At 73.5% G+C, this 18,224-nt stretch carries 21 protein-coding genes; 8 read left to right on the forward strand and 13 right to left on the reverse strand.

Annotation, left to right across the window (positions count from 1 at the left end; all coding sequences use genetic code 11):
- The first annotated feature begins 1 nt into the window (after position 1).
- Genes HZZ00_RS14830 through hypE form a run of 3 tightly spaced genes read left to right on the forward strand, consistent with a single transcriptional unit; the run spans position 2 to position 2,500 of the window.
- Entirely contained in the window at positions 2-292 is a 291-nt protein-coding gene (locus HZZ00_RS14830) for a HypC/HybG/HupF family hydrogenase formation chaperone (RefSeq protein WP_180332629.1), read from the forward strand.
- Entirely contained in the window at positions 289-1,431 is a 1,143-nt protein-coding gene (gene hypD / locus HZZ00_RS14835; RefSeq protein WP_180332630.1) for a hydrogenase formation protein HypD, read from the forward strand. The genes HZZ00_RS14830 and hypD overlap by 4 nt, the downstream gene beginning before the upstream one ends.
- Positions 1,424-2,500, forward strand: coding sequence for a hydrogenase expression/formation protein HypE (gene hypE, locus HZZ00_RS14840; RefSeq protein ID WP_306856171.1), 1,077 nt, complete (start codon positions 1,424-1,426; stop codon positions 2,498-2,500). Before hypD ends, hypE begins: the two co-directional genes overlap by 8 nt.
- Before the next feature lie 45 nt (positions 2,501-2,545).
- On the opposite strand, the gene hypA is transcribed toward hypE, so the two are convergent.
- The 8 genes from hypA to HZZ00_RS14880 all read right to left on the reverse strand — a co-directional run bounded on the left by hypA (position 2,546) and on the right by HZZ00_RS14880 (position 8,971).
- Entirely contained in the window at positions 2,546-2,887 is a 342-nt protein-coding gene (gene hypA / locus HZZ00_RS14845) for a hydrogenase maturation nickel metallochaperone HypA (protein ID WP_180332631.1), read from the reverse strand.
- 8 nt (positions 2,888-2,895) lie between these two features.
- On the reverse strand, positions 2,896-3,084 hold the full coding sequence (locus HZZ00_RS14850; protein ID WP_180327582.1) for a hypothetical protein: 189 nt from the start codon (positions 3,082-3,084) through the stop codon (positions 2,896-2,898).
- 20 nt (positions 3,085-3,104) lie between these two features.
- Positions 3,105-3,311, reverse strand: a complete 207-nt coding sequence (locus HZZ00_RS14855; protein WP_180332632.1) for a hypothetical protein — start codon at positions 3,309-3,311, stop codon at positions 3,105-3,107.
- A gap of 20 nt (positions 3,312-3,331) precedes the next feature.
- On the reverse strand, positions 3,332-3,928 hold the full coding sequence (locus tag HZZ00_RS14860) for a DUF5947 family protein (RefSeq protein WP_180332633.1): 597 nt from the start codon (positions 3,926-3,928) through the stop codon (positions 3,332-3,334).
- The gene (locus tag HZZ00_RS14865; protein ID WP_180332634.1) at positions 3,925-4,494 is read right to left on the reverse strand and encodes a NifU family protein; all 570 of its coding nucleotides are present in this window, start codon (positions 4,492-4,494) and stop codon (positions 3,925-3,927) included. The genes HZZ00_RS14860 and HZZ00_RS14865 overlap by 4 nt, the downstream gene beginning before the upstream one ends.
- Entirely contained in the window at positions 4,487-6,280 is a 1,794-nt protein-coding gene (locus HZZ00_RS14870) for a nickel-dependent hydrogenase large subunit (protein ID WP_070024839.1), read from the reverse strand. The genes HZZ00_RS14865 and HZZ00_RS14870 overlap by 8 nt, the downstream gene beginning before the upstream one ends.
- 67 nt (positions 6,281-6,347) lie before the next feature.
- Positions 6,348-7,421: a hydrogenase expression protein HypE gene (locus HZZ00_RS14875; protein WP_180332635.1), complete on the reverse strand. Its 1,074-nt coding sequence runs from the start codon at positions 7,419-7,421 to the stop codon at positions 6,348-6,350.
- Positions 7,418-8,971 carry a hypothetical protein gene (locus HZZ00_RS14880; RefSeq protein WP_374028527.1) on the reverse strand — a complete coding sequence of 518 codons (1,554 nt, stop codon included), beginning with the start codon at positions 8,969-8,971 and terminating at the stop codon, positions 7,418-7,420. The genes HZZ00_RS14875 and HZZ00_RS14880 overlap by 4 nt, the downstream gene beginning before the upstream one ends.
- A 484-nt stretch (positions 8,972-9,455) precedes the next feature.
- Between HZZ00_RS14880 and HZZ00_RS14885 the strand changes: the two genes are divergently transcribed.
- Entirely contained in the window at positions 9,456-10,970 is a 1,515-nt protein-coding gene (locus HZZ00_RS14885) for a hypothetical protein (RefSeq protein ID WP_180332636.1), read from the forward strand.
- Between the two features lie 33 nt (positions 10,971-11,003).
- Here HZZ00_RS14885 and HZZ00_RS14890 read toward each other — a convergent pair whose 3' ends face one another.
- The 3 genes from HZZ00_RS14890 to HZZ00_RS14900 form a co-directional block, all read right to left on the reverse strand.
- The gene (locus HZZ00_RS14890; protein ID WP_180332637.1) at positions 11,004-12,323 is read right to left on the reverse strand and encodes a hypothetical protein; all 1,320 of its coding nucleotides are present in this window, start codon (positions 12,321-12,323) and stop codon (positions 11,004-11,006) included.
- Between the two features lie 170 nt (positions 12,324-12,493).
- Positions 12,494-12,907, reverse strand: a complete 414-nt coding sequence (locus tag HZZ00_RS14895) for an SRPBCC family protein (RefSeq protein ID WP_070024843.1) — start codon at positions 12,905-12,907, stop codon at positions 12,494-12,496.
- A gap of 83 nt (positions 12,908-12,990) precedes the next feature.
- Positions 12,991-13,887: a serine hydrolase gene (locus HZZ00_RS14900; protein WP_257585798.1), complete on the reverse strand. Its 897-nt coding sequence runs from the start codon at positions 13,885-13,887 to the stop codon at positions 12,991-12,993.
- 183 nt (positions 13,888-14,070) lie between these two features.
- Here HZZ00_RS14900 and HZZ00_RS14905 point away from each other — a divergent pair, with 183 nt between their 5' ends.
- The 3 genes from HZZ00_RS14905 (at position 14,071) to HZZ00_RS14915 (ending at position 16,744) form a co-directional block, all read left to right on the forward strand.
- Positions 14,071-15,117, forward strand: a complete 1,047-nt coding sequence (locus tag HZZ00_RS14905) for a permease (RefSeq protein ID WP_180332638.1) — start codon at positions 14,071-14,073, stop codon at positions 15,115-15,117.
- Positions 15,114-15,833: a TIGR03943 family protein gene (locus tag HZZ00_RS14910; protein WP_180332639.1), complete on the forward strand. Its 720-nt coding sequence runs from the start codon at positions 15,114-15,116 to the stop codon at positions 15,831-15,833. Before HZZ00_RS14905 ends, HZZ00_RS14910 begins: the two co-directional genes overlap by 4 nt.
- 104 nt (positions 15,834-15,937) lie before the next feature.
- Complete coding sequence (locus HZZ00_RS14915; protein ID WP_219014024.1) at positions 15,938-16,744, forward strand: aminotransferase class IV; 807 nt, start codon at positions 15,938-15,940, stop codon at positions 16,742-16,744.
- Between the two features lie 103 nt (positions 16,745-16,847).
- Here the strand turns inward: HZZ00_RS14915 and HZZ00_RS14920 are convergent, their stop codons facing one another.
- The gene (locus tag HZZ00_RS14920; protein WP_180332640.1) at positions 16,848-17,063 is read right to left on the reverse strand and encodes a hypothetical protein; all 216 of its coding nucleotides are present in this window, start codon (positions 17,061-17,063) and stop codon (positions 16,848-16,850) included.
- A 142-nt stretch (positions 17,064-17,205) separates the two neighbouring features.
- Between HZZ00_RS14920 and HZZ00_RS14925 the strand changes: the two genes are divergently transcribed.
- Complete coding sequence (locus HZZ00_RS14925) at positions 17,206-17,646, forward strand: universal stress protein (protein ID WP_180332641.1); 441 nt, start codon at positions 17,206-17,208, stop codon at positions 17,644-17,646.
- A 10-nt stretch (positions 17,647-17,656) separates the two neighbouring features.
- Here the strand turns inward: HZZ00_RS14925 and HZZ00_RS14930 are convergent, their stop codons facing one another.
- Positions 17,657-18,121: a CBS domain-containing protein gene (locus HZZ00_RS14930; RefSeq protein ID WP_257585801.1), complete on the reverse strand. Its 465-nt coding sequence runs from the start codon at positions 18,119-18,121 to the stop codon at positions 17,657-17,659.
- Positions 18,122-18,224: the final 103 nt, after the last annotated feature.

Raw genomic sequence — 18,224 nt, forward strand, 5'->3', positions numbered from 1 at the left:
CATGTGTCTGGCAGTGCCCGGCAAGGTCGTGTCCATCGACCACCAGGCCGACCCCCTCATGGGCGTGATCGACTTCGGCGGCGTCCGCAAGGAGGCCTGCCTGGAGTACCTGCCCGATGTGCGGGTCGGCGAGTACGTGATCGTGCACGTCGGCTTCGCGCTCCAGCGCCTGGACGAGGAGTCGGCCCGCGCCTCCCTTGAGCTGTTCGACCAACTCGGCCTGCTGGAGGAGGAGTTCGGCGACGCGTGGGAACAGGCCGCGCGCCAGGAGAGCGAGAGTGAGGTCCGGTGAAGTACATCGAGGAGTTCAACGACCCCGAGCGGGCGCGCCGGCTGCTGGACGAGATCCACGCCACGGCCACCCGCCCCTGGGCCCTGATGGAGGTCTGCGGCGGCCAGACCCACTCCATCATCCGGCACGGCATCGACCAACTCCTCCCCGAACAGGTCGAGTTGATCCACGGCCCCGGCTGCCCGGTGTGCGTCACCCCGCTGGAGGTCATCGACAAGGCCCTGGAGATCGCCGCCCGCCCCGGGGTCGTCTTCTGCTCCTTCGGGGACATGCTGCGGGTCCCCGGCACCGACCGCGACCTGTTCCGTGTCAAGGGCGAGGGCGGCGACGTACGGGTGGTGTACTCGCCGCTCGACGCGCTCGACCTCGCCCGCAGGAACCCCGACCGCGAGGTCGTCTTCTTCGCCATCGGCTTCGAGACCACCGCCCCCGCCAACGCCATGGCCGTCCACCAGGCCCGCCGCCTCGGGATCGGCAACTTCAGCCTGCTCGTCTCCCACGTCCGGGTCCCCCCGGCCATCGAGGCGATCATGACCGCGCCCAGCTGCCGGGTGCAGGGCTTCCTCGCCGCCGGGCACGTGTGCAGCGTGATGGGCACCGCCGAGTACCCGGAGCTGGCCGAGCGGCACCGCGTGCCCGTCGTCGTCACCGGCTTCGAGCCCCTCGACATCCTCGAAGGGATCCGGCGCGCCGTCCACCAGCTGGAGCGCGGCGAGCACCGGGTGGAGAACGCCTACCCCCGGGCCGTGCGCGACCAGGGCAACCCGGCGGCCCTGCGCATGCTGGAGGAGGTCTTCGAGGTCACCGACCGCAACTGGCGCGGCATCGGCCGCATCCCCGCCAGCGGCTGGCGGCTCGGCGACGCCTTCCGCGCCTACGACGCCGAGCACCGCTTCGACGTCGGCGGTATCCGCACCGAGGAACCCGCCATCTGCCGGGCCGGCGAGGTCCTCCAGGGCCTGATCAAGCCGACCGAGTGCGAGGCGTTCGGCACGGCCTGCACCCCGCGCACACCGCTCGGCGCCACCATGGTCTCCAGCGAGGGCGCCTGCGCCGCCTACCACCTCTACCGCCGCATGAACGCCCCGGCACCGCAGGGATCGCGCATCCCGCAGGAGGAGATGAACCCCGTTGGCTGACCTCGCCGCCCCCGACACCGCCGTCGACCCGGCGAACTGGACCTGCCCCGCCCCCCTGCGCGACCAGCCGGTCGTCGTGATGGGCCACGGCGGCGGCGGTGCCCTCTCCGCCGAGCTGATCGAACAGGTCTTCGCCCCGGCCTACGGCAACCCCACCCTCGCCGCCCTCACCGACTCCGCCGTCTTCGAGCTCGGCGGCGCCCGGCTGGCCTTCTCCACCGACTCCTACGTCGTACGGCCGCTGTTCTTCCCCGGCGGCAGCCTCGGCGACCTCGCCGTCAACGGCACCGTCAACGACCTCGCCATGAGCGGCGCCCGGCCCGCCTTCCTGTCCACCGCCTTCGTCCTGGAGGAGGGCGTGGAACTGGCCGTGGTCGAGCGGATCGCCCGCGCGCTCGGTGCCGCGGCCGAGGCCGCGGGCGTCGTCGTCGCCACCGGGGACACCAAGGTGGTCGAGTCCGGCCACGGCGACGGCGTCTACGTCACCACCGCGGGCGTCGGCGTGGTCCCCGACGGCGTCGACATCCGCCCCCAGCGCGCCCGGCCCGGTGACGCCGTCATCGTCAGCGGCCCGATCGGCCTGCACGGCGTGGCGGTGATGAGCGTGCGCGAGGGCCTGGAGTTCGGCGTCGAGATCACCTCCGACACCGCGCCGCTGGCCGGGCTGGTCGCGGCCATGCTGGAGGTCACCAAGGACATCCACGTGCTGCGCGACCCCACGCGGGGCGGCCTCGGCGCCTCCCTGAACGAGATCGCCCGCGCCTCCGGCACCGGGGTCCGGCTGCGCGACCGGGCCGTCCCGGTCCCCGAGGAGGTCGCGAACGCCTGCGCCTTCCTCGGTCTGGACCCGCTGTACGTCGCCAACGAGGGCCGGCTCGTCGCCTTCGTGCCGCCCGAGCACGCCGAGGCGGTGCTCGCCGCGATGCGGGCCCACCCGCAGGGCACCGGCGCGGCGCTGATCGGGGAGTGCGTGGCGGACCACCCCGGCATGGTCGTCGTCGCCACCGGTCTCGGCGGCACCCGGGTCGTCGACCTGCCGCTGGGGGAGCAGCTGCCCCGCATCTGCTGACCGGTCACCACGCACGAGGACGGCCCCGCCGCCGCGGGGCCGTCCTCATGCCTCCACCGCCGTGATCTCCAGCTCCCGGCCGCTGCGCAGCTCCTGCGCGGGACGGTCGCAGTGCGGACACCAGAAGAAAGGCGGCATGCCGACCGCGAACTCCTCGCCACAGCCGCCGCACCAGGCCAGCGCGGGCACCGCCTCCACCTCCAGCCGGGCACCGGCGAGCGCCGTGCCGTCACGGGCCACCTCGAAGGCGAAGTGCAGCGCGTCCGGCACCACCCCGGCCAGCTCGCCGACACGGACGGTCACCGTGGACACCCGGTCCGCACCGTCCGCGCGGGCGAGCCGTTCGGCCTGCTCCACGATCGCCGTCGCGATCGACAGTTCGTGCACGGGGCGCCCTAGGGGTAACGCCGGTTCGCGCCCGGCCCGCCGGTCATCCGGAAGATCCGCAACTCCCGCATGATGCCCGGGAGTTCCTTGATGACGAGGGCGGTGACGACACCGCCGGCCAGCGCGGCCTGGAGCAGCAGCAACTGCCGTCCGGACATCCTCGCGCGCCCGCGCCTTCTGCTTCTGCAATCGCTCATGGCGGTCACTTTCCGTTCTCTCATCCCGGGGAGATGTTCGGCATGTCCTCCACCAGGGCGTCATGCCGCTTCCAGTGGATACCGGTGGAGCGGCGCGCGTCGGAGCTGCCGTCCCGGTGGTGTCCGGTCTGCTCCTGGTACGGGCCCTTGTTGCCCTGGTGCAGCCCGGGTACATGACTCGGCGTGTCGGGCCTCGCCTGGGGGCGGCCCACTCGGATGGTGCCCATGTCCGATCTCCTTCCGGGTCCTACGACCGTTCGGTCAGGTCCCTGAAGAACCGTTCTACGGCGGGCCAGACCCGTCCGCCACCGGAGAGGCCCCGCCACTCGCGGCGGACCAGCGCGGTCATCCGGTAGCAGTCGTCGACCGGCACGATCCAGTGCTCGTCCAGGCCCCGCACGGTGTTCACCAGCAGCGCCTCCACGTCGGGGACCATGGCGGCCAGCTGCGGCACCGCGCCGGCCAGCCGCCGCCAGGCCGCCGCGTCCACCTCCCAGCGCATCGCCCCGGCCGGACTCGGCCCCTGCGCGGTGACCGAGCCGTCCGAGCGCGGCACGAAGAACACCAGGCCCACCGGCACCCCCAGCACCGCCGTGTCGACCGGCGGCAGCCGCAGCCGGCGCCGCGGCACCAGCCGGTAGCGGCCCTCGCCCGCCGCGCCGTCCGCGAACAGCACCGAGCAGGGGCCGCACACGCACCGCACCTGCGCGGCCCCGGTGTCGTAGAGGTGCGCGTGCTCCTCGGCCACCCGGGCCGCGCACAGCTCGCAGCTCTCGGCCTCTGCCGTGGCGGCGCGCCCGGCGGCGGAGCGGATGACCCGGGCGAGCGCGCCGTCCGCGCTCACCGCGCCTCCTGCGGCACGGCCCGCCGTTTGACGGTGCTCAGCGGCACGAACGCGGGAGCCTGCGCGCGCTCCTCGCCGCCCGGCCCGATCCGCACGTCGTCCAGCTCGGGCGCGACGGCCAGCACGGCCGCCCGGACCGCCGCCGCGATGTCCGCGGAGCCGCCCCCGCAGCCGCCGCCGCAGCCGCCCCCGGAGCCACCGGGATCCAGCCGTACCCGCGCCACCCCGCCCTCGACGCCGGCCCACACCAGGTCGCCGCCGCGCTCGCGCACCGCGGGCCGCAGCCGCTCCACGGCACGGGCGGCCCGCTCCGCCGGGGGCTCGGGGTGGATGTCGTGCAGCACCATGAGGTGCGCGACCAGTTCGTCGTCGGCCAGCCGCCGCCACAGCCGCTCGTCCGCGCCGTCCACGACCCGGGCCAGCGCCTCGCCGTAGACCTCGGTCAGCAGCCGCACCGCCTCCAGGGCCGGGCCGGGCACGGACTCCAGCCCGGCCAGCGCCTCGTCCAGCCGCGCGAGGCGTGCCTCCACCGCGGGGTCGCCCAGCCGCTCGGCGGGCTCAGGCATGGTTCGCCCCGTACGTCGGCGAGTGCACCGTGGTCAGGGTCTTGCCCTTGCCCATGTACATGTGCACCCCGCACGGCAGACAGGGGTCGAAGCTGCGCACGGTGCGCATGATGTCGACGCCCTTGAAGTCGTCGGGACCGTTCTCCTCGAAGACCGGCTGGCCCTGCACCGCGTCCTCGTACGGACCCGGCGTGCCGTAGATGTCCCTCGGGCTGGCGTTCCACGGGGTCGGCGGGTACGGGTGGTAGTTGGCGATCTTCTTGTCCCGGATCACCAGGTGGTGCGAGAGGACCCCGCGCACCGCCTCGTGGAAACCGCAGCCGATCGACTCGTCCGGCACCTCGAAGTTCTCGTACACCTTGGTGTCGCCGCTGCGCATCATCCCCATGGCCTCCTCCAGGAACTGGAGCGCCATGGCGGCGGCGTAGGCGATGAAGTACGGCCGGGCGCGATCGCGTTCGAGGGTGTTGCTCCACTTCGGGATGCGCCACTCCAGGGTGGTCTCCGGCAGCTTCTCGCCCTTGGGCAGGGTGATGCGGATGCCGCCGCCGGTCGCCTTGACGTACGGCGTGTCCACCAGGCCGCTCAGCGCGGTCGACCACAGCCGGGCCAGCGGGCCGCCGCCGGTGTCCAGGGCGAGGTGCTCGCCGGTGTCCGGGTGGTACCACCGCGGGCTCATCACCCAGCTGTAGTTGCCCTCGAAGTCCCGCTTCTGCGGCACGGGCACCGTGGTCTGGTTCCACGGGTGACGCATGTCGACGGGGTTGCCCAGCGGGTCGTGGGTGACGAACGGCTCCTCGTTCACCCAGTCCTCGTAGAAGGAGCTGCCCAGCATGACGCGCAGCCCGAGGTTGATGTCGATCAGGTTGTTGGTGACCAGCTTGCCGTCCACGACGACGCCCGGGGTGACGTACATGGCCTTGCCCCACTCGTTCATGGTGGCGTAGCGGTAGTCGACCACGTCCGGGTTCTGGAACGCGCCCCAGCAGCCCAGCAGGACGCGGCGCCTGCCGACCTCCTCGTAGCCCGGCAGCGCCTCGTAGAAGAAGTCGAAGACGTCGTCGTTCATCGCGACCGCCTTCTTCACGAAGTCGATGACGCGCATCAGCCGGCTGAGGTAGTCGGTGAAGGTGTTGGGCTGCGGCATCGTGCCGACGCCACCCGGGTACAGCGTGGAGGGGTGCACATGGCGCCCCTCCATCAGGCAGAACATCTCCCGGGTGATCCGGCTGACCTTCAGCGCCTCCTTGTAGACCTCGCCCTCGAAGGGGTTGAACGCCTTCATGATCTCGGCGATGGTGCGGTAGCCGTGCACGTCGCCGCGGGGCGCGTCGGTGCGTTCGGCGCGGGCCAGCACCCCGGGGTTGGTGGCCTTGACCATCGCCTCGCAGAAGTCCACGAAGACCAGGTTGTCCTGGAAGATGGTGTGGTCGAAGATGTACTCCGCCGCCTCGCCCAGGTTGGTGATGTGCTCGGCCAGCTTCGGCGGTTTGACCCCGTAGGCCATCTGCTGGGCGTAGTTGGAGCAGGTGGTGTGGTTGTCGCCGCAGATGCCGCAGATCCGTGAGGTGATGAACCCGGCGTCGCGCGGGTCCTTGCCCTTCATGAACACCGAGTAGCCGCGGAACAGCGACGAGGTGCTGTGGCACTCGACGACCTCACGGTTGGCGAAGTCGATCTTCGTGTAGATGCCCAGGTTGCCGATGATCCGGGTGATCGGATCCCAGGACATGTCCACGAGCTGGGCGGGTTTGCGTCCTGCGGCCCGCGATTCGGTGGTGGTCATCTGCGGTACGGTCCCTCGCTGTTCGGGTCGGGCGGATCGGGGCGGGGTGGGGTGGGGGACGGCGGCCTCAGGCGCGCCAGTGCGGGTCGTAACCGCTGGTCAGCTTGCGCTTGTTGTGCCGCCAGCGGGGCTCGTGGTTCACCATGTCGTTGGTCAGCCCGCGCAGTCGGCGGACGACCGCCCCGTACGGCTTGATCACCATCGAGGAGAGCGTGCCGCCGGGGGGTTCGTCCATGAACGGCATGAAGGCGTCGGGGAAGCTGGGCATCGTGCAGCCGATGCAGATGCCGCCGACGTTCGGGCAGCCGCCGATGCCGGACATCCAGCCGCGCTTGGGCACGTTGCAGTTGACGACCGGTCCCCAGCAGCCCACCTTCACCTGGCACTTGGGGGAGTTGTAGTCCTTGGCGAAGTCGGCCTGCTCGTAGTACGCGGCCCGGTCGCAGCCCTCGTGCACGGTCTTGCCGAACAGCCACTGCGGGCGCAGCATGTGGTCCAGCGGCGGCGGGGGAGCGGCGCCGGCCGCGTGCTGGAGCACCCACACCAGGGTCTCCATGAAGTTCTCCGGCTGGATGGGGCAGCCGGGCACGTTGACCACCGGCAGTCCGGAGCGGGCCTTGAACTCCCAGCCCAGGTAGTCCGCGAGTCCCATGCAGCCGGTCGGGTTGCCGGCCATGGCGTGGATGCCGCCGAACGTCGCACAGGTGCCCGCGGCCACCACCGCCCAGGCCCTCGGCGCGAGCTGGTCGATCCACCAGTTGAGGGTCTGCGGCTCGCCGGTCTCCGGGTCGTTGCCGAACGACGTCCAGTAGCCGTCGCCCTCGATGATGTTCTGGTTGGGGATCGATCCCTCGATCACCAGGATGAACGGCTCCAGTTCACCGCGGGCCGCCTTGCGGTAGGGGGCCAGGAAGTCCTCCCCGCCCAGACTGGGGGAGAGCACCTTGTTGACCAGGTTCACCTTCGGCAGGCCCGGGATGAGGCCGAGGACCACGTCCTCGATGGACGGCTGACCGGCGGCGGTCAGCGACACGGTGTCGCCGTCGCAGCTCATGCCCTCCGAGATCCAGAGGATGGTGATCTCGTCGAAACCCTCGCGGGCGTCGGCGCGGGCCTCGGTGGTACCGCTCTGTGTGGTCATCTCTGCGGCCTCCGTCGCAGTCGGTCGTGGGCCCGGCCGGAGCCGGCCGGGGTGCCCGTGGTTGCGAGGGGTTCGACCTCGTCGGGCCGGAAGTAGTGGAAACGGCCGTACCAGTCGTGCAGTTCGGCCGCGGGGTCGTCGTCCACGGTCACGGCGAGCCGCACGCTGCCGTCCACGTCGTGGAAGACCCCGGCGACCGTGGCCGTCCGCCCGGCCAGGAACATGTCCTGGGCGTCGGCACCGCGCGGCCGCGGCCGCAGCACCACCGCGCTGCCGGCGCCCACGGGCACCGAGCCGACGAGCACGGTGTCCGTCGCGGGCGCCACCTCCTCGTCCCCGCCTTCCCGCCACCAGACGGAGCGCGGACCGGCGGGGGAACCGGACGCTTCCGGCGCCGGTCCGGGGGCCGGGGGGTCCGCCGTGGCCACCGGGGCCAGCGAGCGGATCGTGCCGTGGAGGCGTTCGAAGACCTCGCGGGGCATGGTGTCGACCCGGTCGAGGATGCGCGCGGCCCGCGGATCGGTGGCGCGGGCCTCCGCCTTCTCCTCGTCGGTCAGCAGCATCGTGCGCAGGGTCAGGATCTCGTCGATCTCCGCCGCGTCGTGCAGGTCGCCCGGACTCTCCGGCGCCACCCGGGGACGGTCCGGCAGGATGATCGGCGCCGACAGCAGCACCGGGCCCGTCTCCCCGTCGCCGTCACCCTCCGCCGGGGAGGCGGCCGCGCCGCCGAGGACGGGGAAGGTGAACGCGTTGCGGCACTCGCGCGCGTACCCGGCCAGCTCCGCGGGCGGATCGATCAGCGAGACGAACTCCACGCCCTCGCCGCCGATGAGCGTGTGGGTGGCGATCAGCGCGTCGCGCAGCGCCTCGTTCCGCACCGCCCCGGGGTCGGCCGGCTCGCCCGTGTTCTCGGTGCGCACCAGCAGCCGGTACAGCCCCGGCGCCAGCGGCCGCACGCCGACGGTCGTCTCGGCCCGCAGCCGTCGGCGCCGCCGCAGGATGCGCCCCGCGTCCGCGGGAAGCGGCTCCTGCTCGGTCCCGGCGGGGGCGGTGACCGCGACGGTACGGTCGCCGTCCAGCAAGTCGGCCAGCGGCACGGTCAGTTCGGTCTCGCGCGGCACGGCCTCGTCGAAGGAGAGGTGGGCGGCGCCGTCGTCCGTCCGCAGGGACTCCACGGCGCGGTGCCCGCCGGCGCCGTCGGCGGCCTCCACCTGCTTGTGCTGCATCTGGAGGTACCGCACCCGCACCCGTACCACCGCGTCCTCCCGCCGCACCCGCAGCAGGCACTCGGTGCGCTGGTACCAGGAGTCCGCGGAGCCGGAGATCCCGGGCGCCACCGGCCCGTCGCGCTCCACCCAGGCCCGGGGCAGGAGCACCCCGAACTGCCAGCGGACGCGGTTCTTGGGGGAGGAGCGGCGGTACGGGTAGAGCAGATAGCCCTCGTAGAGCACCGCGTCCGCGACCGCGCCGAGTTGCTCGAAGGCCGTGGCGTCGGCCGCGTCGGCGCCGTCCGCGAGCACGGACCCGCTCATGCCGACCTGGTCCGGCATCCCGCCTCCTCGTCACTGGTGCGCCCCGGGCCGCCGAGGGCGCACCCGGGGGATTTCTTCCACCACGGTCACACCGGTCACGGCTCCTCGCCCCTTCGACGCACCCGCATTGGGCCGGTCAGGCGACGCGGGGCGGTGAGAGACGAGGGGGCGCGCTCGGCCTCCGGCGCGGGCCCGGCCCCGCACCGCCCCCGGCGGGCGGCCGTCCCCCTTGCCGTTCGGCCGCCGTACACCGCCGGGACACGACAGGGCGGCTCGTCGGACCGGCGAGGTCAAGTGCCCATAACGGAGCGGCTGTTGGGGGTCCCCTCGGATGAGAAGACCGTTAGAATCGGTGCTTCGGATCGTGGGATTGTCGAACAAAAGGGGAGTGGTCATGTCCGGAGATTTCGGGGGCCCGGGAGGGCCTGGAGACACCGGAAGAGCCGGTGATCCCGCGTTGCCCTGGCCGTGGGGCCCGGGCCAGGGACACAGCGTGCCCCCCATGCCGACCGCTCCGCCGCCCGCGCCTCCGGACGCCTGGCGGGCCGTCGCCGTGGCCCTGCTCAACCTGACCGGCCTCGGCCTCGGCTACGCCCTGCTGCGCCGCCGACTGCTCACTGCCGCCTGCTGGGTGGCGACCGGCATCCTGCTGCTCGTCGCCCTGCCCGCCGACGCCGACGGCGTCCCGGGCGCGGTCCTCGCCGGCTACCTCCTGGTCCTGGTCCTGGCCGCCGCCCACGGCGCCCACCTCGGATACCGCACCCACCTCGCCCGGCCGGGCCGCACGCCCCTCGCGGCGCTGCTCGGCCTGGTGCTGCTCGCCGTTCCGGCCGGCGGCACGCTCTGGTACCGCAGCGCCCACGACGAGGCCGTCCAGCAGGCGCTCGTCGACCGCCTGGCGCGCGCCGACCGCCTGGTGGCGGCCGACCGGACCAAGCCGTACAACGGGGCGCGGAGCGACTACGACCAGGCCCTCTCCGTCTACCGCGACATCGCCGTCGGCCACTCCGGCTCCCGCGCCGCCCACAAGCTCCCCGACAGCCTGCACGCCTACTACACCACGGTCGCCGCCCCCTACGCCGACCAGGAGTACTGCGACGCCATAGCCCCGCTGACCTATCTGCGCACGGTGCCCGACCACCTGCCCAAGTCCACCCTCGGCTCTCTGGCCGGCTGGCCCGACGACCGGCTGGCGACCTCGCTCTACGAGTGCGGGACCCAGCAGATCGCCGTGGGCGACACGACCAACTGGGTCGCCCACTTCGGCGACCTGATGAAGACCTTCCCCCGGTCCCCGCAGGCGGCCAGGGTCGCCCCCGCCGTCGACGCGGAGGTGAGCAGCGAGGAGAAGGCCATCGGCTCCCAGGCCTGTGCGGCCGTGGAGAAGCTGAACCGGCTGAACACCGGCATCGGCGAACTGTCCGCCACCGCGGGGGACGCCGACGGCGGCCTGGCCAGGGCCGCGGCCCGGGCCAAGCGCAGCGGCGACGACGGGGCGTACTCCTGCGGCATCGAGGAGTACGAGAACGGCGACTTCCTCAGCGCGCAGAAGACCATGGCCGACTTCGTCTCCGGTCACCCCCACCACAAGAACCGGGAGCGGGCCCGGAAGATCGAGATAGCCGCCGAGGTCGCCCAGACCATCCCGGCGGCCGGCAAGAAACTGCCCACCACGGCCTCCGGCGGCAGCATCAGCGTCACCGTGAAGAACGACAGCCCGGACGACGTCACCGTCCTGTACACCGGACCGGTCACCGGCAGCTTCACCCTCAAGGGATGCGGGAGCTGCTCGTCGTACTCGATGTACGAGACGCTGCTGTCCACCTTCAAGCCGTGCGGCGGCGGCAAGGACTACCCGCAGCGCACCATCCAACTCCCGCCCGGCACCACCTACTTCGTGCACAAGCCGGACAGCGGCAAGGTGACCACCGCCGGCTCGGACACCGCCAGGCTCCAGCCCGGGTACATCTACACCGAGTGCGCGTACACCACCCGGGGCGTCGGCTCGGGGACCTGACCGGCGGCGCCGCCGGTCAGGCCGAGCGGGGGGTCACTCCGGCCGGCCGCCCCGGCGGCGCACGGCCACCAGCACCCCGGCGCCGGCCAGCACGGCCGCGCCCGCGGCGCCCGCCAGCGGCAGCGCCGAACCGGCACCGGTGTTCGCCAGGCTGCCGCCCGTGGTGCCGCCGGACGTACCGCCGGTGCCACCAGTGGCCGCGGTGCCGGAGGTACCGGAGGTACCGGTGGTGGACGACCCGCCGGTCGTGGCCGTGCCGCCGGTCGTGGCCGTGCCGCCGGTGCCGCCCGTGGTCGTCGTGGAGCCGGAGCCGCCCGTCCCGTCACCGCCGCCCTGCGAGCCCCCGCCCGTGCTGCCGCCACCGGTGACGGCGAGCGTGACGACCGCGGTGTCGTTCTTCTTCACGTGGTCGAACGGCCGGGGCTCCTCGGCGAGTTCGACATAGCCCTTCGCCCCGGGCACCGCCTCGTCGATCTTCACCTTGAAGGTGTAGGTCTCCCCGCCGCCCTCGGTCACCCAGGACTGGCCGGTGCCGCAGGCGTAGGACTCGGCCCCGGTGTTCTTGCAGAAACCGTCGGCCCTGACCATCGAGGTGCCCTCGGGCAGTGTGACCAGGACGTGGGTGGCGCTCTGGCCCAGGTCCCGCAGTACCCAGGCGGGGCCCGCGTTCTTGTACGTCACCCGCAGCGCGACCGTGTCCCCGACCCGCCCGCGCAGCCGGGCGCCGGTCACCTGGAAGTCGGCCGTGTTGTCGGCGGTCACCGTGACGTCCGCGGCGTCCCAGCCGTCGTGCTGCCCGGAACCGGGCTGCGCCGGGGTCTGGTCGGGCCGCTCGGCCAGCTTCACCGCGGGAGCGGTGCCGCGCACCGGGGCCGAGGCGCCGTCGCCCGGGCCGGTGTCGGCGGAGTCCACCGTCACCCGCAGCCGGTCGTACAGGGCCCGGTCGAGCGCCTTCAGGGGCAGCGGGCGCTCCGGCGCGTAGACGACGCCGGGGCGCACCGGCTGGTCGAACTCGCAGACCACGTCGGAGCGCCCCGGCTCCTCGTCGGCCGCGGCGATCTCGTAGCGCAGGCAGTTGGCGGGCACCTCGGGCTGGCTCAGGCCGCGGGTGACGGAGTACGACATCCAGACCTTGTCCAGCGCCGCGTCGCCGGTGTTGGTGAACGTCGGTGCGAGCTGGAGGTCGCTGCCCGGCTTCACCTTCTCGAACGGGGCGATGCCGCCCAGCACCAGGCCGGTCGTGGGGTCGTCGGCGGCCGCTGCCGGTGCGGCGCCCAGAGCGATCAGGGCGACGGCACCGAACGCGCCCGCGCTCTGGCGCAGTGCACGGGGGCCGGGGGAGCTGAAGGGCATGGAATCCTCTGACTGGAGCGACGGCGGTGGACGAACTGACATGCGGGGAACGTGAGTTCCCCGCTCTGTGAGACGTCTGTGCCGCCCGGACGGTTGTACGGGACATCCGTCGGGTTCCATGCCGTGCCGCACTGGCCGCCGGGAGGCGAGGCCCCGCCGCCTCCCGTGCCTCAGCCGGCCGGGTTGTCGGTGCGCAGGCGCACCTGTTCCTCCAGCCGGCGCAGGCTGCCCTCCAGCGCCTCGGTGACCGCGCGTTCGCCCGGGTCGTGGCGCTCGTCGAAGAAGGACAGGTGGACGGTCACCTCGCTGGCCCCGCTGCCGATGCCCGCCACCTGCAGCCAGCCGGCGTACTCGCCCTGCTCGCGCGTGCCCCATTCCAGACGCATCTGGTCGGGTTCGGCCCGCAGCAACGCCGCGGTGTCCTGGTCGGCGCCGGCCTCGTGCACCGTGACGGCGGGCGGCTCCTCCGGAGCCACGTGCAGGGCGTCCGGCAGCCAGGTGTCCAGCTGGGTGACGTTGGCCGCCTGGTCGAAGACGTGCTCGGGCTGCGCGGGCATCGTGCGGGAACGTTCGTACTCGGCCATGGTGGCACCGCCCCTCCGGTCGGGAGTCGTACCCCCGCCGCGTGCCCCGTCCAGGGCGCCCGAAAAGCGTCTTCCGTGTCGTCTTACGACACGGCCTCGCGGGCGGTGCGCTCCACCAGGGAGACGCCCGCGTCCATGGAGGCGCTGCCGTCGGAGAGGACGGCGACGAGGCAGCGGTGGCCGTCGACGGTGACCGCGCCGACGCTGTTGACGTCCCACAGGCGCGTGGCGCTCCGCTCCAGCCAGCCGTTCTTCAGCTTCGTACCGGCGCCGGCCGCGTCCACGGCCGAGACGCCCCAGGACTGCTCGGGCAGCACCTCGCCCATCAGGGTGCGGATGTAGTCCCGGGAGGCCGGGGTGAGCGCGGAGGGGGTCGAGTCGTCGAAGACCGCGCGCAGCAGCCGTATCTGATCGCTCGCGGTCGTCCGGGTCAGGCCCCACCTGCCGCCGGAGCCGCCCGTGGTCGAGGTCAGCCCGAGGCGCTTGTTGGCCGCCTCCAGGCCGGGGGCGCGGCCGATCTCCCGCCACAGGGCGTCGGCCGAGGCGTTGTCGCTGCGCCGGATCATCGGCTCGGCGTGGCCGCGCTCCTCGTCGGTGAGGGAGCGGTGGGCGTCCTGGGCCTGGAGCAGCAGCGCGGCGAGGATGTCGACCTTGACGATGCTGGCGGTGTCGTAGGCGCGGTCCGGGCCGTGCACCACGGGCCAGTCGCCGCCCGCGTCGAGGTCGAGGACGGCCGCCGTGGCATGGGGGTCGGGCACCGGTGCGGGGGGCTCGGAAGGCTTGGGCGCGGGGGACCCCGACGGCTTCGCGGCCGGAGCGGACCGCGACGGCTCGGAGTCGGGCATGGGCTGGGACGGCTTGGGTGCCGGAGCCGGGGTGGCGGCGGTCGCCGCCGGAACCCCGGCGGCGAGCAGAGCGGTCACCGTGGCGAGGAGGACTCCGGCCGTGCGGCGTGCGATGCGGGGCGGATGCGAGGACATGGTTCGTGAACGTAGACAAAATCCGCCCCGAGCGAAGTGGCTGCCGTCACTCGGAGCACCCTTTCGCCCGAATTGTGAGAAGAGCCACCGTGTCGGGCGTCCTGCGGCGCACGCGGCGGCGTGGGTGCGCGGCCGGGCCGTGGTCCTCGCATATCGTCGGCGGACCCGACATCCGGAGTGACCATGGAGAAGACGGATGAACCGGTCGGCGTGCGGGAGGGCGTGGCGGTCGTCGCCCTCCACCCGCCCGTGCGCCGCGTCCGGCCCTGGCCGCTCGTCGCAGCCGCCCTGGCGGCGGGCGTCGCGGTGGTGCTGCTGCTCGGCGGTGCGCGGTGGGCGGACCAGCCGGCCGTTCAGGCATGGCGCACCGTCTGCCTGGCCATCACCGTCCAGGCGCTCCCCTTCCTGATCCTCGGCACCGTGCTGTCCGGTGCGATCAACGCCTTCGTGCCCCCCGACCTGTTCACCCGGGTGCTGCCGAAGCGGCCCGCGCTCGCCGTGCCGGTCGCGGGCGTGGCCGGTGCGGTGCTGCCGGGCTGCGAGTGCGCCTCCGTGCCCGTCGCCAACAGCCTGATCCGCCGGGGCGTCACCCCGGCCGCCGCCTTCGCGTTCCTGCTCTCCGCGCCCGCCGTCAACCCCGTGGTGCTCACCGCCACCGCGGTCGCCTTCCCGGGCGATCCCGCGATGGTCGCCGCCCGGCTGCTCGCCTCCCTCGGCACGGCCGCCGCGATGGGCTGGCTGTGGCTCTGGCGGGGCGACGAGAAGTGGCTGCGCCCCGTTCTGCGCCGCCGGCCCACCGGCCACGAGCACGGTCACGAGCACGGCCACGGCCGCTGGACCGAGTTCCGGATCGGCTTCCAGCACGACTTCCTGCACGCCGGCGGCTTCCTCGTGCTTGGCGCCATGGCCGCCGCCACCTTCAACGTCGCCGTACCGCGCGCCGTCCTCGACGCCTTCTCCGGTACCCCCTGGCTGTCGGTGCTCTTCCTGGCCGGGCTCGCCGTGCTGCTGGCGGTCTGCTCGGAGGCCGACGCGTTCGTGGCCGCCTCGCTGACCGCGTTCCCGCCGACCGCCCGGCTCGTGTTCATGGTGGTCGGCCCGATGGTCGACCTCAAGCTGATCGCCCTCCAGGCGGGCACCTTCGGCCGCGCCTTCGCCTGGCGGTTCTGCACGGCGACCCTGGTCGTGGCCGTCGCCGCCGGAGCCCTGATCGGAGGCGCCCTGCTGTGAGACGGCCCGTCCAGACCCTGCTGCCCGCCCTGACCGGCGCCGGACTGCTGCACATCAGCCTGTTCACCGACACCTACCTGCGCTACGTCAAGGCAGGGCTGCGCCCCCTGCTCCTCGCCTCCGGCGCCGTCCTGGCGCTGCTCGCCCTCGCGGCGGCGCTCTCCCGGAACCACGGCGAAGGGCACCACGGCCACGACCACGCCGGACCGCCGCGGATCGCCTGGCTGCTCCTGCTCCCGGCGCTGAGCCTGCTGCTGTGGACCCCGCCCGCGCTCGGCGCCTACACCGCCGCCCGCTCCGACACCCAGCCGCTCGCCGCCCGCAAGAAGGCGTTCGCGCCGCTGCCCGCGACCTCCCCGCTGCCGCTGACGCTCACGGAGTTCACCAGACGGGTCCAGCAGGACGACAGCGGGGCCATCCGCGGCCGTACCGTCCGGCTGACCGGCTTCGTCACCCCGGCCCCAGACGGCGACGGCTGGTACCTGACCCGCATCGTCTTCACGTGCTGCGCGGCCGACTCCCAGACCGTGAAGGTCCGCGTCCACGGCACACCGGCACCTCCGCCCGACACCTGGCTCGCCGTCACCGGCACCTGGCACCCCGGCGGCACCCTCGGCACCAGGACCGCGCCGGCCGCGCTCGACGTCCGCGGCACCACCCCCATCGCCCCGCCCGTCAACGCCTACACCGACGACCTCCCGATCACTCCCGGCTGAGGGCCGGGCGCGAAAGCCGATCGCCCGCCGGCCCGGCGGTTGCCTAAGGTGGCCGGGACAGGGCAGGGCCGGACACGGGCGAGGGAGGGGTCGTCATCGACCGGGTGGAAGTCAACGGTGCGGAAGCGGACGGCGAGGACCTGAAGGCACTCGCGCGGGCCACCTACGCGCACTTCTCGTCGATGCAGGCGCGGGGCGCGGCGGTCCGGGGACTGGATCTGCACCTGAAGCGGCTGGCGGACAACACGCGGGAGCTGTTCGGAACGGGCCTGGACACCGAACGGGTGCGGTCCTTCGTCCGGCACGCGCTGCGCGCCCGCCCGGACGCGGCGTCGGTGCGCGTGACCGTCTTCAGCCGCCGGCAGGACGCGGTGCTGCGCGGCGAGGAGGTGGCGCCGGACGTGGCCGTGACGACCGGCGACCCCCTCCCGGAGCGGACCTCGCCCGTGCGGCTGCGGACCGTGGCGTACGAGCGGGACCTCGCGCACGTCAAGCACGCGGGGACCTTCGGACTCGGTCTCCACCGGCGCCGCGCGGTGCTCGCCGGGTACGACGACGCGCTGTTCGTCGACCGCGACGGCCGGATCGGCGAAGCCTCGGTCTCGAACATCGGTTTCTTCGACGGCGAGCGGGTGATCTGGCCCCGGGCCGCCGTGCTGCCCGGGATCACGATGCAGCTGCTGGAGCGGGGACTGGCGGCGAAGGGCATCCCCTCCGAGCGGCGGGAGGTCCACCTGCGGGACCTCGGGACCTGGACGGCAGGCACCCCCGCCCTGGCGGCCTTCCTCTCGAACTCCATCTCGCCGGCCGTCCCGGTCGCGGGCGTCGACGCGACGGCGCTGGCCGTCGATCCCGCCGTGACCGAGCTGCTCGTCGGCTGCTACGAGAGCAACCCCTGGCAGCCCGTCTAGGGTCTTTCGTTTGGATCAGGCCGGACCCCGCGAGCCCGGCATGATCCAGACGAGAGGCCCTAGGCGTGTCACGCCGTGCCCGGCACGATCCGGACGAGAGGTCCTAGCCGAACAGCCCGCGCACCCGGATCGTCTCCACCCGCCGCCAGGTGCCACCGGGCAGCAGCAGCCACTGGTTCCCGGCGCCGTGACCGCGCCAGTGCCCGGCGCCCGGGGTGGCGTGGGCGCTGCGGGGGCGCGCGCCGCGGCGTGCGGGCAGCGGGGCCCCGCAGTCGCGCGCGGCCCGGTTCTTGCCGTTCTTCTTGGTCCGACGTGCCATCCCTGGCTCACCTCCCGGTCCTCTTCCCGCAGGATGCACCCCCGGGGCGCCCGGCGGCAGGGCCGAACGGACGCTCTTTTCTGGCGCCCCGGCGGCGCGTCGCGCAGCGTGGAGGACAGGGGGCACGCAGAGAGGTGGACAGATGGACCAGGACGTCTCCAAGCCCCGGGTCGTGGTGGGGGTCGACGGCTCGCCGTCCTCCTTCGAAGCGGTGCGCTGGGCCGTACGTTACGCCGGTTTCGTCGGTGGCGCCGTGGAGGCCGTCGCGGCCTGGGAAGTGCCGTTGTACGGCTGGTCCGCGCCCGCGGTGGACATGTACATCGACGAGGAGGCCACCCGTGAGCAGATGAAGCAGGAGCTGACCGAGGTGCTCGGCGCCGAGGAGGCCGCCAAGGTGCACACCCGCATGGCGCACGGCAACCCCGCCGAGGTCCTGCTGCGGGCCGCCGAGGGCGCCGAGGTGCTGGTCGTCGGCAACCGGGGCCGGGGCGGCTTCGCCCGCGTCATGCTGGGGTCGGTCAGCCAGCGGGTGGCCGCGCACGCGGCCTGCCCGGTGGTGATCGTCCGCACCGAGGAGACCTGAGCCCGTCGGTCTACGGCGGCCCGGGCGGCTCGCGCAGCACGCTCCAGGCGACCGGCCCGAGCAGATCGGCCAGCCGGCGGAAGACGTCCAGCAGCAGGTCGTCCAGCGTCAGCACGCCCACCGGCCGCCCGCCGTCCAGGACGGGCAGCCGGCGCACCCCGGTGCGGCGGAAGGCGCGGTAGGCCGCGTGGATCTCGTCGCCCGCGTCGAGCGTGACCACCCGCGGCGACATCACCGCGTCCACGCGGCTGCCGAGCGGCAGGCCCTCGCCCAGCCCGCGCAGCGCCAGATCGCGGTCGGTGACGATCCCGCGCAGCGTGCCGTCCTCGACGACGAGCAGGGAACCGACGGCGGCCTCGGCCATCCGCCGGGTGGCCTCCGCCAGGGAGACGTCCGGGGCGACGGTCACCGGCGGCGCGGACATCAGCCGGCCGACGCTCACCGGGCCTTGCGCGGACGGCGGGACACGAGTCATGAGGCCTCCTTCGCACATCGACGCGGGACACGGGACCGGGGGACCGCGCCGGGCGCCGCCGCCGGCCCGCATCGGACGGGCAGGGGCCGCCCGGTCCCCGCAG

Origin of the sequence: Streptomyces sp. NEAU-sy36, assembly GCF_013423905.1 — a bacterium.
GTDB classification, from domain to species: Bacteria; Actinomycetota; Actinomycetes; order Streptomycetales; family Streptomycetaceae; genus Streptomyces; species Streptomyces misionensis.

What these genes read in the sequence shown, in the direction of transcription:
- HZZ00_RS14890 (WP_180332637.1), bottom strand. Translation starts at nt 12,323, where the DNA reads ATGCCCTTCAGCTCCCCCGGCCCCCGTGCACTGCGCCAGAGCGCGGGC.
- HZZ00_RS14855 (WP_180332632.1), bottom strand. Translation starts at nt 3,311, where the DNA reads ATGGGCACCATCCGAGTGGGCCGCCCCCAGGCGAGGCCCGACACGCCG.
- HZZ00_RS14885 (WP_180332636.1), top strand. Translation starts at nt 9,456, where the DNA reads ATGCCGACCGCTCCGCCGCCCGCGCCTCCGGACGCCTGGCGGGCCGTC.
- HZZ00_RS14865 (WP_180332634.1), bottom strand. Translation starts at nt 4,494, where the DNA reads ATGCCTGAGCCCGCCGAGCGGCTGGGCGACCCCGCGGTGGAGGCACGC.
- HZZ00_RS14875 (WP_180332635.1), bottom strand. Translation starts at nt 7,421, where the DNA reads ATGACCACACAGAGCGGTACCACCGAGGCCCGCGCCGACGCCCGCGAG.
- HZZ00_RS14880 (WP_374028527.1), bottom strand. Translation starts at nt 8,971, where the DNA reads ATGCCGGACCAGGTCGGCATGAGCGGGTCCGTGCTCGCGGACGGCGCC.
- HZZ00_RS14930 (WP_257585801.1), bottom strand. Translation starts at nt 18,121, where the DNA reads ATGACTCGTGTCCCGCCGTCCGCGCAAGGCCCGGTGAGCGTCGGCCGG.
- HZZ00_RS14850 (WP_180327582.1), bottom strand. Translation starts at nt 3,084, where the DNA reads ATGAGCGATTGCAGAAGCAGAAGGCGCGGGCGCGCGAGGATGTCCGGA.
- HZZ00_RS14900 (WP_257585798.1), bottom strand. Translation starts at nt 13,887, where the DNA reads ATGTCCTCGCATCCGCCCCGCATCGCACGCCGCACGGCCGGAGTCCTC.
- HZZ00_RS14925 (WP_180332641.1), top strand. Translation starts at nt 17,206, where the DNA reads ATGGACCAGGACGTCTCCAAGCCCCGGGTCGTGGTGGGGGTCGACGGC.
- HZZ00_RS14830 (WP_180332629.1), top strand. Translation starts at nt 2, where the DNA reads ATGTGTCTGGCAGTGCCCGGCAAGGTCGTGTCCATCGACCACCAGGCC.
- HZZ00_RS14895 (WP_070024843.1), bottom strand. Translation starts at nt 12,907, where the DNA reads ATGGCCGAGTACGAACGTTCCCGCACGATGCCCGCGCAGCCCGAGCAC.
- HZZ00_RS14920 (WP_180332640.1), bottom strand. Translation starts at nt 17,063, where the DNA reads ATGGCACGTCGGACCAAGAAGAACGGCAAGAACCGGGCCGCGCGCGAC.
- HZZ00_RS14870 (WP_070024839.1), bottom strand. Translation starts at nt 6,280, where the DNA reads ATGACCACCACCGAATCGCGGGCCGCAGGACGCAAACCCGCCCAGCTC.
- HZZ00_RS14905 (WP_180332638.1), top strand. Translation starts at nt 14,071, where the DNA reads ATGGAGAAGACGGATGAACCGGTCGGCGTGCGGGAGGGCGTGGCGGTC.